The sequence below is a fragment of the Methylosinus sp. H3A genome (assembly GCF_015709455.1).
Lineage (GTDB): Bacteria > Pseudomonadota > Alphaproteobacteria > Rhizobiales > Beijerinckiaceae > Methylosinus.
The window spans coordinates 4,087,668-4,100,786 of record NZ_JADNQW010000005.1 but is presented as its reverse complement, the minus strand read 5'-3'; the positions used below and the strand labels follow the sequence as shown (position 1 = coordinate 4,100,786).

Sequence of the window (13,119 nt, the reverse complement as noted above, 5' to 3'; positions counted from 1 at the left end):
GCGGAACGCTTTCGCGCGCGTCAAAGGACAAAAATGAACGAGCTGCCGCTCATACGCTTCATTGTCTGCGTCGGAGACGTCTGCGATCGCGACGGACGCGGGAGCGCGCTGCATGAGCGCTTGAGCGAGGCGCTCGACATAGATTTCGGCAAAGGGATCGCAGCCGGACGCATCGCCTGCACGCGGCGCAGCTGCCTGCGCCATTGCTCGCAGGGCGTTCCCATGCTGCGCGTCGAGCCGTCCGGCGACGTCTACGCCGATGCGGACATAGAGCGGATGCTCGATCTCGTCGAAGAGGCGCTGATGGCCGGCTGAGCCGGCCTCACTCGTCGCCGACCTTGGCCGGCTTCAGCACCACGGGGCGCAGCAGGAACGAGGGAATATGATCGCCGAGGCCGATGACCGGCGGCCCATCGTCCTCCGGCGGGCGCGTCGGCCTGCGGTCGCGTCGGTCGCCATAGGTCGGCGGCCTCTCGGGACGAGCAGCCCGAGTCGGCCTCGCTTCGCGCTCCGGCCTCGCTTCGCGTTCCGGTCGCGCCTCGCGCTCTGGCCGCGCCTCGCGCTCCGGTCGGGGCTCGCGCGCCTGGCGGGGCTCGCGGCGCATTTCGTGATCGGCCGTCGGGCGACGGCCGCTTCGCTCGCCACCGCGCGCGCTGCTGCGCCCACGGCCGCGCGACTCGCGCGCCGGCGCTTCGGAGGGCGGCGGCAGCTCGTCGAGGCGGGGCCCTTCCCAATCGATCTTATTGCCGATCAGCGTCTCGATTTGATCGAGATATTTGCGGTCGTCGCCGGTGACGAGCGTGAAGGCCGTGCCCGAGCGGCCGGCGCGGCCGGTGCGGCCGATGCGATGGACATAGTCCTCGCTATGCGTCGGCACGTCGAAATTGAAGACATGGCTGACGTCTGGAATATCGAGGCCGCGCGCGGCGACGTCCGAGCAGACGAGCAGATTGACGTCCCCATTCTTGAACGCGTCGAGCGAGGCCATGCGCGCCAGCTGGTCCATATCGCCGTGCAACGCGCCGGCGGAGAAGCCGTGCTTGTCCAGCGAGCGATGCAGGATCGCCACGTCGCGCTTGCGATTGCAGAAGATGATCGCGTTTTTGAAGTTGTCTGCGTCACGGATCATCCGGCGCAGCGTCTCCCGCTTCTCCGACTGGCCATGGCTGGCGATGAGCGCCTGGCGGATCGTCGCCGCGGTCGTCGCGGCGCGGGCCACTTCCACGCGCACGGGATTGTGCAAGAAGGCCTCGGTGAGGCGGGTGATCTCCGGCGGCATGGTGGCGGAGAAGAATAATGTCTGCCGCGTGAAGGGCACGAGCTTGCACACGCGCTCGATGTCGGGGATGAACCCCATGTCGAGCATGCGGTCGGCCTCGTCGATGACGAGGATCTCGATATTGGTGAGCAGCAGCTTGCCGCGATCGAAGAAGTCGAGCAGACGGCCGGGCGTCGCGATCAGCACATCGGCGCCGCGCATGATCTTGGCCTCCTGGTCGCCGAAGGCGACGCCGCCGATCAACAGCGCGACGTTGAGCTTGTGATTCGCGCCATATTTGGCGAAGCTCGCCTCGACCTGCGCGGCGAGCTCGCGCGTCGGCTCCAGAATCAGCGTGCGCGGCATGCGCGCGCGGGCGCGGCCCTGCTCGAGCCGGCACAGCATCGGCAGCGTGAACGCCGCCGTCTTTCCTGTGCCCGTCTGGGCGATGCCCAGAATGTCGCGCCCCTGCAGCGCTGGAGGAATGGCCTGTTCCTGAATTGGCGTCGGCGTGGTGTAGCCGGACGCCTCAACGGCCGCGAGGACCTTTTGGGAAAGGCCGAGTTCGTCGAAGTTCATCAATGGTCCTGGTCGCGGCGTTCGTGACATCTGGCAAGGGATGGACGCGCGTAGGCCGCGGGGGCGCGCGTCGTCCTCGAGAGGCGGGGCCGTCGCAAATCGACGGTCTATGTTCCGCTGGCGTTCTGCTCGACTATCGGGGAGCAAGACGCGCGCCATGCTTGGAGCCGAACGCGTCGGATGTCAATGAAATTGACGCGGCTCGTCGCGAGCGGCGCTGCGCCGCGCCGTCTGCTCGCGTCTCGGATTCGTCGTTATTTCGCGTCCAGACCGCAGGGCGAGACCGGCGCGACGGCTTTTGGCGCGCTCGCGATCGAGCCGGTGGCGGCGTGATCGACGCCGACGAAGCCGATGCGATTCAGCTGCTGAGCCGACGCTGCGGACGGCGCCGCTGCGATCTGCGCGCGGCCGCGCTCCTCTTTATGGACAAAAGCGATGAGCGGGAGCTCGCCGTTTTGTAACTTTGCCGACAGGAGATTGGCCCCGAGCACGCAGGCGAGCGCCAGCACTGCCGAACCCAAGGCCACTTTTTCGACGAGCTTGCCCGCCGTGTCCCGCCGAAACCGATCGAGCATCGACATTCGCGCCTCTTTTTAAATCGCGCGCCACGTTTTTTGACTGCGGGCGACTTTAGGGAGCGGCGGTAAAGGACGCGTTTACGCTCATGGTTTTCAATAAGTAGACAGGTGCGACGGCCGGTCGCGGGGGCGTCGAATCGAGACAATCGCGGCGCCCTTTGGAAACCCAATCCCGCGGCAGGCCGCGTCGATCGCCCTATTCACTTGTTCCGACGCGCCGGCACATTATGTCTCAGGCGGATTGTGGAAGAGGCGCGCTCGAGGCGCCGCGTCCGAGGCGGGCCTCGGACTTTTTTCGGCCGTTTCAGCTTTTCGGGTCTTGCCAATGCTCCCGCGAGAAAGAAAACTCGGCTCCTCTCCGCTTCGCCCGCTCCGAGCAAGCCGGCGAGGGGCCCGCGGCACAGAGAATGCTACGCACTCATCCGACTGGCCTGTCGCGGGCGAAACATCGGAAAGGGGAATGAGGAAAGCCGAGGTGACCGTGATCGATGATCTTACGCTCGACAACCGTGTTCCGTCCTCAGTGGACCAATACGGCGCGCCTCCCCATGCGGGCGGAAAAGAGCCTCGCAAGAGCGGCGGCGGCGATGGGGGAGCGGGGTCGGGAACGGCGCTGATCACCCGCACGAGGACGCAGACGCGGCGGCCCAACATGTACCGCGTCTTGTTGCTCAACGACGACTATACGACCCAGGAGTTCGTCGTCATCGTCCTGCGTAAATATTTCAACAAGAGCCTGGAAGAAGCCACTCGGATAATGCTGCACGTGCATAATCACGGCGTCGGCGAATGCGGCGTCTACACCTATGAGGTGGCGGAGACGAAAGTCACGCAAGTGATGGACTATGCGCGCAAGCATCAGCATCCGCTTCAGTGCATCATGGAAAAAAAGTGAGGGCGGACGATCGATGCCGACATTCTCGCGCAACCTGAAGCAGTCACTCGACCGCGCGCTCGCCTCGGCGAGAGAGCGACATCATGAGTATGCGACGCTGGAGCATCTGCTCCTCAGTCTCATAGACGACCAAGACGCGGCCGCCGTGCTGCGCGCCTGTTCGGTTGATCTGGATCTGCTCGCGAAGAGTTTGCGCGAATATATCGATCATGAACTGGACAATCTGGTCAATGAATCGGCAGGCGACTGCAAGCCGACCGCCGGTTTCCAGCGCGTCGTGCAGCGCGCGATCATTTCCGTGCAATCCTCCGGTCGCGAGGACGTCAGCGGGGCCAATGTGCTGGTCGCGCTGTTCGCCGAGCGCGAGAGCCACGCCGTCTATTTCCTGCAGGAGCAGGATATGACGCGCTATGACGCGGTCAATTACATCAGCCACGGCATCGCCAAGCGGCCCGGCCTCTCCGACGGCTCGCGCGCGCCGCGCGGCGTCGAGGACGAGGCGGAGCGGGGCGAGGGGCGCGAGGGCCGCGAGGGCGAGCAGCGCAAGAAGGAAGGCGCGCTCGAGGCCTATTGCGTGAATCTCAACCGCAAGGCGCGCGACGGCCGCATCGATCCGCTGATCGGCCGCGAGTCCGAGGTGCTGCGCACAGTCCAGGTGCTGTGCCGCCGGCAGAAGAATAATCCGCTGCTCGTCGGCGATCCCGGCGTCGGCAAGACGGCGATCGCCGAAGGCCTCGCCCGCAAGATCCTGCAGAACGAGGTTCCAGAAGTGCTCGCCGGCGCGACGGTGTTCGCGCTCGACATGGGCACGCTGCTCGCCGGCACGCGCTATCGCGGCGATTTCGAGGAGCGGCTGAAGCAGGTCATCAAGGAGATCGAGGCGCATAAGAACGCCATTCTCTTCATCGACGAGATCCATACGGTGATCGGCGCCGGCGCGACCTCCGGCGGCGCGATGGACGCCTCCAATCTGCTCAAGCCCGCGCTCGCGCAGGGCACGCTGCGGTGCATCGGCTCGACCACCTACCGCGAATATCGCCAATATTTCGAGAAGGACCGCGCTCTGGTGCGGCGCTTCCAGAAGATCGACGTCAATGAGCCGTCGATCCCGGATGCGGTGGAGATCCTCAAGGGTCTGAAGCCCTATTTCGAAGAGTTCCACAAGATCCGTTACACCAATGAGGCGGTGAAGGCGGCGGTGGAGCTCTCGGCGCGCTACATCCATGATCGCAAGCTGCCGGACAAGGCGATCGACGTCATCGATGAGACCGGCGCGGCGCAAATGCTCGTGCCCGAGTCCAAGCGCAAGAAGACGATCGGCCTGAAGGAGATCGAGACGACGATCTCGACGATGGCGCGCATTCCGGCCAAGACCGTCTCCAAGGACGACGCCGAAGTGCTGGCCCATCTCGACGAGACGTTGAAGCGCGTCGTCTATGGCCAGGACAAGGCGCTCACCGCGCTGACCTCGGCGATCAAGCTCGCCCGCGCCGGCCTGCGCGACCCCGAGAAGCCGATCGGCTGCTATCTCTTCTCCGGCCCCACCGGCGTCGGTAAGACGGAGGCGGCGCGCCAGCTCTCCACCTCGCTCGGCATAGAGCTCATTCGCTTCGACATGTCGGAATATATGGAGCGCCATACGGTGAGCCGGCTCATCGGCGCGCCTCCCGGCTATGTCGGCTTCGATCAGGGCGGCCTTCTGACCGACGGCATCGACCAGCATCCGCATTGCGTGCTGCTGCTCGACGAGATCGAGAAGGCGCATCCCGATCTCTTCAACATTCTGTTGCAGGTGATGGACCACGGCAAGCTGACGGATCATAACGGCAAGCAGATCGATTTCCGCAATGTGATCCTCATCATGACGACCAACGCCGGCGCCGCCGATCTCGCGAGGAAGCCCATCGGCTTCACCCGCGGCACGGTGCATAACACCGAGGACAATGAGGCGATCAATCGCCTCTTCGCCCCGGAGTTCCGCAACCGTCTCGACGCGATCGTCAACTTCGGCCATCTGCCGGAGGAGGTCATCGCCCGCGTCGTCGACAAATTCGTCTTGCAGCTCGAGGCGCAGCTCGCCGATCGCAATGTCACGATCGAGCTCGCCGACGAGGCGCGCGCCTGGCTCGTCGAGCATGGCTATGACCAGGCCATGGGCGCGCGGCCGATGGGGCGCGTCATCCACCAGCACATCAAGACGCCGCTCGCCGACGAGGTTCTGTTCGGCAAGCTGAAGAATGGCGGCGCGGTGCGCGTCGTGGTGGTGACCGACGACAATGGCGCCAAATCGCTCGGCTTCGTCTTTCCCGAGGGGCCGGTGCTGCCGCGTCCCGAGCGCGATATCGTCGAGGCCGGCAAGAAGCGTGCGTCCGAAGGCGGAGAGCCGCGCAAGAGCCGCAAGCCGAAGGAGAGCGACGTGGGCAAGACTGATCCGGCGCCGCGCAACGCCAGCGCCCGCCCGCGCAGCGTTCCGGAGACGCCGCTCAAGAACTGAGCAGCGCTTCGAATCCTCACGGGATGTTAATCCCTTCGACTGTATTCTCGAAGCCGGGCTCATGCCCGGCTTCGTCGTTCGCGCGCTCCCGCGAGGCTGTCCGAGCGTCGAGGTGGGCGAGCGTCGAGGTGGGAACATAGATGCGCGTGGCGATCGTTCACTATTGGTTCGTCGGCATGCGCGGCGGTGAAAAGGTCGTCGAAGCCTTGATCCGGCTCTATCCGCAGGCCGATCTCTTCACCCATGTCATCGATCCGGCCGCCGTCTCGCAGACCATCCTCTCGCGCCCGATCAAGACGAGCTTCATCCAGTCCCTGCCGCGCGCTGCGAAATATTATCGGCAATATCTTCCGCTCATGCCGCTGGCCTGCGAGCAGCTCGATCTGCGCGGCTATGATCTCGTCATCTCGAGCGAATCGGGCCCGGCCAAAGGCGTCATTCCGCCGCCGGAGGCGCTGCATGTGTGCTATTGTCACTCGCCCATGCGCTATTTGTGGAACATGTACCATGAATATCGCGAGGAGTCGGGGCCGCTGACACGCCTCTTGATGCCGCCGCTCGCGCATTATCTGCGCAATTGGGACGCGCTGTCGGCGACGCGCGTCGATCATTTCATCGCCAATTCGACGACGGTCGCGCATCGCGTCGAACGCTATTATCGGCGCTCCGCCGATGTCGTGCATCCGCCCGTCGCCGCCGACGCCTTCTCCATCGCTCCGCGCGAAGAGATCGGCGATTATTATCTGATGGTCGGCGAGCTCGTCGGCTATAAGCGGCCCGATCTCGCCATCGACGCCTTCAACGCCATGGGCAAGAAGCTCGTCGTCATCGGCGGCGGCTCCAATCTGGACGCGATCCGCAAGCAGGCCGGGCCGACGGTGTCTGTGCTCGGCCCGCAGCCCTTCGACGTGCTCACGCGGCATTATTCACGCTGCCGCGCGCTGATCTTTCCGGGCGAGGAGGATTTCGGCATCGTGCCGCTCGAGGCGATGGCGAGCGGGCGGCCGGTGGTCGCTTTCCGCCGCGGCGGCGCGACCGAGACCGTCGTCGAGAATGAGACAGGCGTCTTCTTCGATACGCAGACGGTCGAAGCGTTGAGCGAGGCGATTGCGCGCTTCGAGAGCAGGGAGTTTTCGCCGCCGCGCATTCGCGACCATGCGCTCGGCTTCGGCGAAGAGCGATTCCTGCGCGAGATGCGCGGGAAGATCGACTCCTATTTCGCCGCCCGCGGCGTGAAAAGCTGAAATGGAAAAGCGAGCTTGAAGGCTCGCGGTCCGGGGCGTGGATTGGACCGCGAGCCTTCAGGCTCGCAGCGCCTATTGCTCCTGTGCCGCGCGCTTGCGCTTGGGCGCAGATGTTTCCTTCGCCGCCTTCGTCTCCTTCGCCTTTTCCGCGCGCGGCGGACGGCGCTTCAGCACTTCGGCGAGATAGCGCCCCGTATGGCTGCGCTTCGCGGTGACGATATCGGCGGGTGGACCGGCCGCCACGATCTCGCCGCCGCCGTCGCCGCCCTCCGGCCCGAGATCGATGATCCAATCGGCCGTCTTGATGACCTCGAGATTATGCTCGATGACGACGACACTATTGCCCTGATCGACGAGCTCGTGCAGCACCTCGAGCAATTTCGCGACATCGTGGAAATGCAGGCCGGTTGTCGGCTCGTCGAGAATATAGAGCGTGCGGCCCGTGGAGCGGCGCGCCAATTCCTTGGCGAGCTTCACGCGCTGCGCCTCGCCGCCGGAGAGAGTCGTCGCCTGTTGGCCGACGCGAATGTAATCGAGGCCGACGCGCTTTAGAGTCTCCATCTTGTCGCGGATCGCCGGCACGGCTTTGAACAATACGGCCGCTTCCTCGACTGTCATGTCGAGGACGTCGGCGATGGACTTCTCGCGATATTTCACCTCGAGTGTCTCGCGATCATAGCGCTTGCCCTTGCAGACGTCGCAAGTGACATAGACGTCGGGCAAAAAGTGCATCTCGATCTTGATGACGCCGTCGCCCTGGCAGGCCTCGCAGCGGCCGCCCTTCACATTGAAGGAGAAGCGCCCCGGCGCATAGCCGCGCGCCTTCGCCTCTGGCAGGCCAGCGAACCATTCGCGGATCGGCGTGAAGGCGCCCGTGTAGGTCGCAGGGTTCGAGCGCGGCGTGCGGCCGATCGGCGATTGGTCGATATCGATGATCTTGTCGATATGCTCGAGCCCGTCGATCTTGTCGAAAGGCGCGGGATGCTCATGCGCGCTGTTGAGGCGCCGCGCCACGGCTTTGTACAGCGTCTCGATGACGAGAGTCGATTTGCCGCCGCCGGAGACGCCGGTGACGGCGGTGAAGAGGCCGAGCGGAATTTTCGCTTCGACATTTTTGAGATTGTTTCCGCGCGCGCCGGAAATCTTCAGCCAGCGGCCGGGGTCGGGCTTGCGCAGCGCATGGCGCAGCGTCACCTGCTTCGCGCCGGTCAAATATTGGCCGGTGAGCGAATTGGGATCGTCCATGATCTCCTGCGGCGCGCCTTTGGAGACGATGTGGCCGCCATGCACGCCGGCGCCGGGGCCGACATCGACGACATAATCGGCCGAGAGAATGGCGTCCTCGTCATGCTCGACGACGATGACGCTATTGCCGAGATCGCGCAGGCGCCGCAGCGTGTCGAGCAGCCGGTCATTGTCGCGCTGATGCAGGCCGATCGACGGCTCGTCCAGCACATAGAGCACACCGGTGAGGCCGGAGCCGATCTGCGAGGCGAGGCGAATGCGCTGGCTCTCGCCGCCCGACAGCGTGCCCGAGGCGCGCGACAGAGTGAGATAGTCGAGGCCGACATCGACGAGGAAGGTCAGGCGGTCGCGGATTTCTTTCAGAATGCGATGCGCGATCTCATTGCGCTTGGCGTCGAGCTTTTCCGGCAGCGCGCGGAACCAGTCGAGCGCCGCGCGCACGGAAAGGTCGGACACGTCGCCGATATGGCGCATGTCGATCTTCACCGCCAGCGCTTCCGGCTTCAGGCGATAGCCGAGGCAGGCCTTGCAGGGCTCCGCCGACATATAGCGGCCGATCTCCTCGCGCGCCCATTCGCTGTCCGTCTCCAAGAAACGCCGCTGCAGATTGGCGACGACGCCTTCGAACGGCTTCTTCACATCATAGGCGCGCGCGCCATCGTCATAGGAGAAGCGAATCTCCTCTTTGCCCGAGCCGTGCAGCAGCACGTCGCGCACTGTTTTGTCGAGTTTCTCGAAAGGCGTGTCGAGGCGGAATTTGTAATGCCGGCCGAGCGACTCCAGCGCTTGTTGGTAATAGGGCGAGGATGATTTCGCCCAGGGCGCTATGGCGCCTTTGCGCAAAGAGAGCTTGGGATCCGGGATGACGAGATCGGGATCGATCACCTGCTCCTGGCCGAGACCGCTGCAGGCCGGGCAGGCGCCGAATGGATTGTTGAAGGAGAACAGCCGCGGCTCGATCTCCGCAATGGTGAAGCCGGAGACGGGACAGGCGAATTTCGACGAGAAGACGATGTGGTCCGGCGCATAATGGTTCGAGGCATAGGCGGCCGCCGGCGCAGATGGCGCGGCGGTCTCGCTGGGTCGGCTCGCCTGATCCGCGAATTCCACCACCGCCAGCCCATTGGCCAATTCCAGCGCCGTCTCGAAACTATCGGCGAGACGCGCGCCAATGTCGGAGCGCACCACGATGCGGTCGACGACAATGTCGATGTCGTGCTTCAATTTCTTGTCGAGCGGCGGCGTGTCGGCGATCTCGTGATAGGCCCCGTCGATCTTCAAGCGCTGAAAGCCGCGCTTGGTGAATTCGGCGATCTCTTTTTTATATTCGCCCTTGCGGCCGCGCACGACGGGCGCGAGCAGATAGAGCCGCGTTCCCTGCGGCAGCGCCAGCACGCGGTCGACCATTTGCGAGACCGTCTGGCTCTCGATCGGCAGGCCCGTCGCCGGCGAATAGGGAATGCCGACGCGCGCCCATAAGAGGCGCATGTAATCGTGAATCTCCGTCACCGTGCCGACGGTGGAGCGCGGATTCTTCGAGGTCGTCTTCTGCTCGATGGAGATGGCGGGCGAGAGGCCGTCGATCTGATCGACGTCCGGCTTCTGCATCATCTCCAGAAATTGCCGAGCGTAGGCGGAGAGCGACTCGACATAGCGGCGCTGGCCTTCGGCATAGATGGTGTCGAAGGCGAGCGAGGATTTGCCCGATCCAGACAATCCGGTGAAGACGACGAATTTGTCGCGCGGAATGACGAGATCGACATTCTTGAGATTATGCTCGCGCGCGCCGCGAATGGAGATGACCTTGCCGTCGAAGAGAGCGTCGAGAGTGGTCTCGGCGGCGGATTTTTTCGAGCTTCGCATTTGCACGACCAAAACTGGAGCGGCGGGTTCGACGACGGCGAGGGCCTCGAGAAGCCCCCACCTCGACCCTCCCCCGCTTTGCGGGAGGGGGAGCAGATTCGGCGCTTCATCGAATGCTCGCGAAACGTCGCCGCCTCCCTTTCCCGCATAGAGCGGGGAGGGTGAGGGCCGACGGGCGATCGATCTTACGCCCTCCGTCCTCTCTTGCCATGCTGCGACGCACTAATCCACAGGCTCGAGCGCCCGCCATAGCCAGAGCGTGGCTGTCTCTCCCAAAGGGCGCGGCACAAATCATGCTGTCTGGACCGGGACAATCGGGAAAGGCGAGCGGTTCGATGGCGCTATACGGACAATTTTCCGCGGGGGAGGCGGCGAGATGAGCGAGCCCGTCCGCGCCGTCTTGATCGATATCGAAGGCGTCGTCCTGCCCATGGCCCTCATGACCGATACGCTCACGCCCCTCGCCGCCCAGCGGCTCGGGAGCTACATCGCCGAGCACGCCGAGGACGAGGTGGTGGAGGAGGCGCTGGAGGAGACCGGGCGACTGATGGGCGGCTATGAGCTCGATCCCACGCAGGCGGAATCGCTGCTGCTGCGCTGGATGAAGCAGGGCCGCAAGGCGACGCCGCTGAAAATCCTTCAGGGCCTCGTCTGGCAGGAGGCTTTCGACAAGGGCGAGCTCGCTGGCGCGCTCTATCCGGATGCGGTCGATTGCTTGAAATCCTGGGCTGCCGCCGGGCTTCGCCTGTTCGTCTATTCGTCCAATTCGGCGGAGGCGCAAAAGCTGCTGCTGCGCCGCTGCGCGACCGAGGATCCGACCGGCCTGTTCGAAGGGTTTTTCGACACCTCGCTCGGCCAGAAGATCGAGCCCGGCTCCTATCGCGACATCTGCGAGAGTCTGGCCCTGCCCGCGGCGTCCATCCTCCTGCTGTCGGAAAACGAGGACGAATTGGACGCCGCCAAGACTGCCGGCCTGGCGACGATCCGCATCGCGCGCGACGGCTCCGTCGCCAGCGGTCATGAGGTCGGCTCCGATCTCGCCTCGTTGAACATCGGACGGTGACGAATGGCGAAATTCACGCTCGAGACGCGCGACGGGACGAGGTCGGAGATCGCCGGCAAGGATCGCGCGACGATGATGAAGCTGATCCGCAAATCGGGCGTAGAGGAACTGGTCGCGGAATGCGGCGGCAGTTGCACCTGCGCCACCTGCCAAATCTATGTCGATCTGCCCGACGGCGTCGCCATGCCCCCCATGGAGCCCGCCGAGGCCATCATGCTGGCCAAGGCCGCCAACCGAGAGCTCAATTCGCGCCTCGCCTGCCAGATGAAATTCGACTCGAGCCTCGACGGCATGCATGTCCGCATCGCCCCGGAAGATTACAGCAATAGCTAGCGGCGCCGCGGGCGGAGCATTCTCATGCGACATCGCAAGCTCGGCCGGTCGGGCCTCGACTGCGCGCCTCTCGTGCTCGGCTGTCATGTCTTCGGCTGGACGGTGGACGAGGCGACCTCTTGCGCCATTCTGGACGCCTTCGTCGATCGCGGCTTCGCGCTGATCGACACCGCCGATACTTATTCGACCTGGGCGCCCGGCCATAAAGGCGGCGAATCCGAAACGATCATCGGCAATTGGCTGAAGGCGACGGGCAAGCGCGATCGGGTTCTGATCGCGACCAAGGTCGGCGGGGACATGCCGAATCTGGGCAAGGGTCTCTCTCGGGCCCACATCATCCGCTCGGCCGAGGAGTCGCTGCGCCGGCTCGGAACCGATCGGATCGACCTCTATCAGGCGCATTTCGACGACACGGCCGTCTTGTTCGAAGAAACGCTCGAGGCTTTCGCGCGCCTCATCCAGAGCGGTAAAGTGCGGGCCATAGGCGCGTCGAACTATTCGGCGCCGCGCCTCGCCGAGGCGCTGGCGACCGCCAGAGCCCAGGGGTTGCCGCTCTACGGCTGCCTGCAACCGCATTACAATCTCGTCACCCGCGCCTTTTACGAAGGCGATTTGCGCCGGCTGTGCCTCGAGGAGGATTTGGGCGTCATTCCCTTCCGCGCGCTGGAAGCGGGATTCCTCACCGGCAAATATCGCTCGATGGAGGATACGGTCGGCGCGGCGCGCGGCGCCGTCGTCGCGCGCATTCTCGACGATCGCAGCCTCGACATTTTGCGCGAGCTGGACCGCGCCGCGCTTCAGTTCGACGCCACGCCGGCGCAGATCGCCATCGCCTGGCTGCTGGCCCAGCCGGGCGTGACCGCGCCGATCGTCAGCGTCACGAGCCTGGCCCAGCTCGCGGAGATTTTCGGCGCGACGACGCTGACGCTCGACGCGCGGACGCTGATGCGGCTCGACATGGTGAGCGCGTGAGCGTTCATTCTCGTTCCCGGCTTGCGGCAAATCCTCGTTTGACGATAGACTTTCTCGTCAGTGTCGACATCCGCCGCAAATTGCACAGGACGAAGATGATTTTCAGGAAATTTCAGCAGGCGACGCTTTTCGCCGCCGCATGTTGCATTGCTTTTGCGCCCACGGGCGCCGCCGCCCGCAGCGTCAAAGATGGCGCCGTCGCTGCGAGCCCGCGCCGAGCGACGTCGCAGCGCGATCGCGACTCCTATCCAGAGCGCGTGGCGAGGGTGATACAGGCGCGGATCATCCAGATCGGGACGTGGCCGGGCGAAGGCGGCAGGGTGAGCGTCAAATATCGCATCCGGCCCGATGGGCGCATCGAAAATGTGCAGATCGTCTCCTCGCCGAGCGATCGTCTGGCGGAAGAAACCTACCGCTTGCTGACGGGATTGCGAGTGCCGCGGCCTCCGAGCCGAGACGGGGCGACCGCACACCAGAACGTCAATTTCGACGAGCCGCCCCCGATGCGCTGAGATCGCCACCTTTCCCTTCGCGCGGCGCCCGATTGCCCTCGTCTCCGCCGGGGGGTAGGAACGGAAGATCGAGGAACGAGGAC

11 protein-coding genes are annotated in these 13,119 nt (G+C 64.5%); 8 read left to right on the top strand and 3 right to left on the bottom strand.

Annotated elements, in window-relative coordinates; all coding sequences use genetic code 11:
* The first annotated feature begins 33 nt into the window (after positions 1-33).
* On the top strand, positions 34-315 hold the full coding sequence (locus IY145_RS21965) for a (2Fe-2S) ferredoxin domain-containing protein (protein ID WP_196410138.1): 282 nt from the start codon (positions 34-36) through the stop codon (positions 313-315).
* 7 nt (positions 316-322) lie between these two features.
* Here IY145_RS21965 and IY145_RS21960 read toward each other — a convergent pair whose 3' ends face one another.
* Together IY145_RS21960 and IY145_RS21955 are read right to left on the bottom strand one after the other, a co-directional pair.
* Positions 323-1,837, bottom strand: a complete 1,515-nt coding sequence (locus IY145_RS21960) for a DEAD/DEAH box helicase (RefSeq protein ID WP_196410137.1) — start codon at positions 1,835-1,837, stop codon at positions 323-325.
* A gap of 254 nt (positions 1,838-2,091) precedes the next feature.
* Positions 2,092-2,418 carry a hypothetical protein gene (locus IY145_RS21955; protein WP_196410136.1) on the bottom strand — a complete coding sequence of 109 codons (327 nt, stop codon included), beginning with the start codon at positions 2,416-2,418 and terminating at the stop codon, positions 2,092-2,094.
* 457 nt (positions 2,419-2,875) lie between these two features.
* Here IY145_RS21955 and clpS point away from each other — a divergent pair, with 457 nt between their 5' ends.
* From clpS to IY145_RS21940, 3 genes are all read left to right on the top strand, one after another.
* The gene (gene clpS, locus IY145_RS21950; protein ID WP_210332714.1) at positions 2,876-3,310 is read left to right on the top strand and encodes an ATP-dependent Clp protease adapter ClpS; all 435 of its coding nucleotides are present in this window, start codon (positions 2,876-2,878) and stop codon (positions 3,308-3,310) included.
* A gap of 13 nt (positions 3,311-3,323) precedes the next feature.
* A complete protein-coding gene (gene clpA, locus IY145_RS21945) occupies positions 3,324-5,804 on the top strand; it encodes an ATP-dependent Clp protease ATP-binding subunit ClpA (protein ID WP_196410135.1) in 2,481 nt (826 codons plus the stop codon).
* A 140-nt stretch (positions 5,805-5,944) separates the two neighbouring features.
* Positions 5,945-7,048 carry a glycosyltransferase gene (locus IY145_RS21940; protein WP_196410134.1) on the top strand — a complete coding sequence of 368 codons (1,104 nt, stop codon included), beginning with the start codon at positions 5,945-5,947 and terminating at the stop codon, positions 7,046-7,048.
* 72 nt (positions 7,049-7,120) lie between these two features.
* On the opposite strand, the gene uvrA is transcribed toward IY145_RS21940, so the two are convergent.
* Positions 7,121-10,156 (bottom strand): excinuclease ABC subunit UvrA, encoded by a 3,036-nt coding sequence (gene uvrA, locus IY145_RS21935; protein WP_196410133.1) that lies wholly within the window; start codon positions 10,154-10,156, stop codon positions 7,121-7,123.
* A gap of 376 nt (positions 10,157-10,532) precedes the next feature.
* Here uvrA and mtnC point away from each other — a divergent pair, with 376 nt between their 5' ends.
* From mtnC to IY145_RS21915, 4 genes are all read left to right on the top strand, one after another.
* Complete coding sequence (gene mtnC / locus IY145_RS21930; RefSeq protein WP_196410132.1) at positions 10,533-11,219, top strand: acireductone synthase; 687 nt, start codon at positions 10,533-10,535, stop codon at positions 11,217-11,219.
* A gap of 3 nt (positions 11,220-11,222) precedes the next feature.
* A complete protein-coding gene (locus IY145_RS21925) occupies positions 11,223-11,552 on the top strand; it encodes a 2Fe-2S iron-sulfur cluster-binding protein (protein WP_196410131.1) in 330 nt (109 codons plus the stop codon).
* Positions 11,553-11,576: 24 nt separating this feature from the next.
* Complete coding sequence (locus IY145_RS21920; protein WP_196410130.1) at positions 11,577-12,524, top strand: aldo/keto reductase; 948 nt, start codon at positions 11,577-11,579, stop codon at positions 12,522-12,524.
* Positions 12,525-12,619: 95 nt separating this feature from the next.
* Positions 12,620-13,036 (top strand): energy transducer TonB, encoded by a 417-nt coding sequence (locus IY145_RS21915; protein ID WP_196410129.1) that lies wholly within the window; start codon positions 12,620-12,622, stop codon positions 13,034-13,036.
* Positions 13,037-13,119: the final 83 nt, after the last annotated feature.

Excerpts from the sequence above, each read along its gene's own strand:
- IY145_RS21925 (WP_196410131.1), top strand. The coding sequence starts at position 11,223 with ATGGCGAAATTCACGCTCGAGACGCGCGACGGGACGAGGTCGGAGATC.
- clpA (WP_196410135.1), top strand. The coding sequence starts at position 3,324 with ATGCCGACATTCTCGCGCAACCTGAAGCAGTCACTCGACCGCGCGCTC.
- IY145_RS21915 (WP_196410129.1), top strand. The coding sequence starts at position 12,620 with ATGATTTTCAGGAAATTTCAGCAGGCGACGCTTTTCGCCGCCGCATGT.
- clpS (WP_210332714.1), top strand. The coding sequence starts at position 2,876 with ATGAGGAAAGCCGAGGTGACCGTGATCGATGATCTTACGCTCGACAAC.
- IY145_RS21940 (WP_196410134.1), top strand. The coding sequence starts at position 5,945 with ATGCGCGTGGCGATCGTTCACTATTGGTTCGTCGGCATGCGCGGCGGT.
- uvrA (WP_196410133.1), bottom strand. The coding sequence starts at position 10,156 with ATGCGAAGCTCGAAAAAATCCGCCGCCGAGACCACTCTCGACGCTCTC.
- IY145_RS21920 (WP_196410130.1), top strand. The coding sequence starts at position 11,577 with ATGCGACATCGCAAGCTCGGCCGGTCGGGCCTCGACTGCGCGCCTCTC.
- mtnC (WP_196410132.1), top strand. The coding sequence starts at position 10,533 with ATGAGCGAGCCCGTCCGCGCCGTCTTGATCGATATCGAAGGCGTCGTC.
- IY145_RS21965 (WP_196410138.1), top strand. The coding sequence starts at position 34 with ATGAACGAGCTGCCGCTCATACGCTTCATTGTCTGCGTCGGAGACGTC.
- IY145_RS21955 (WP_196410136.1), bottom strand. The coding sequence starts at position 2,418 with ATGTCGATGCTCGATCGGTTTCGGCGGGACACGGCGGGCAAGCTCGTC.
- IY145_RS21960 (WP_196410137.1), bottom strand. The coding sequence starts at position 1,837 with ATGAACTTCGACGAACTCGGCCTTTCCCAAAAGGTCCTCGCGGCCGTT.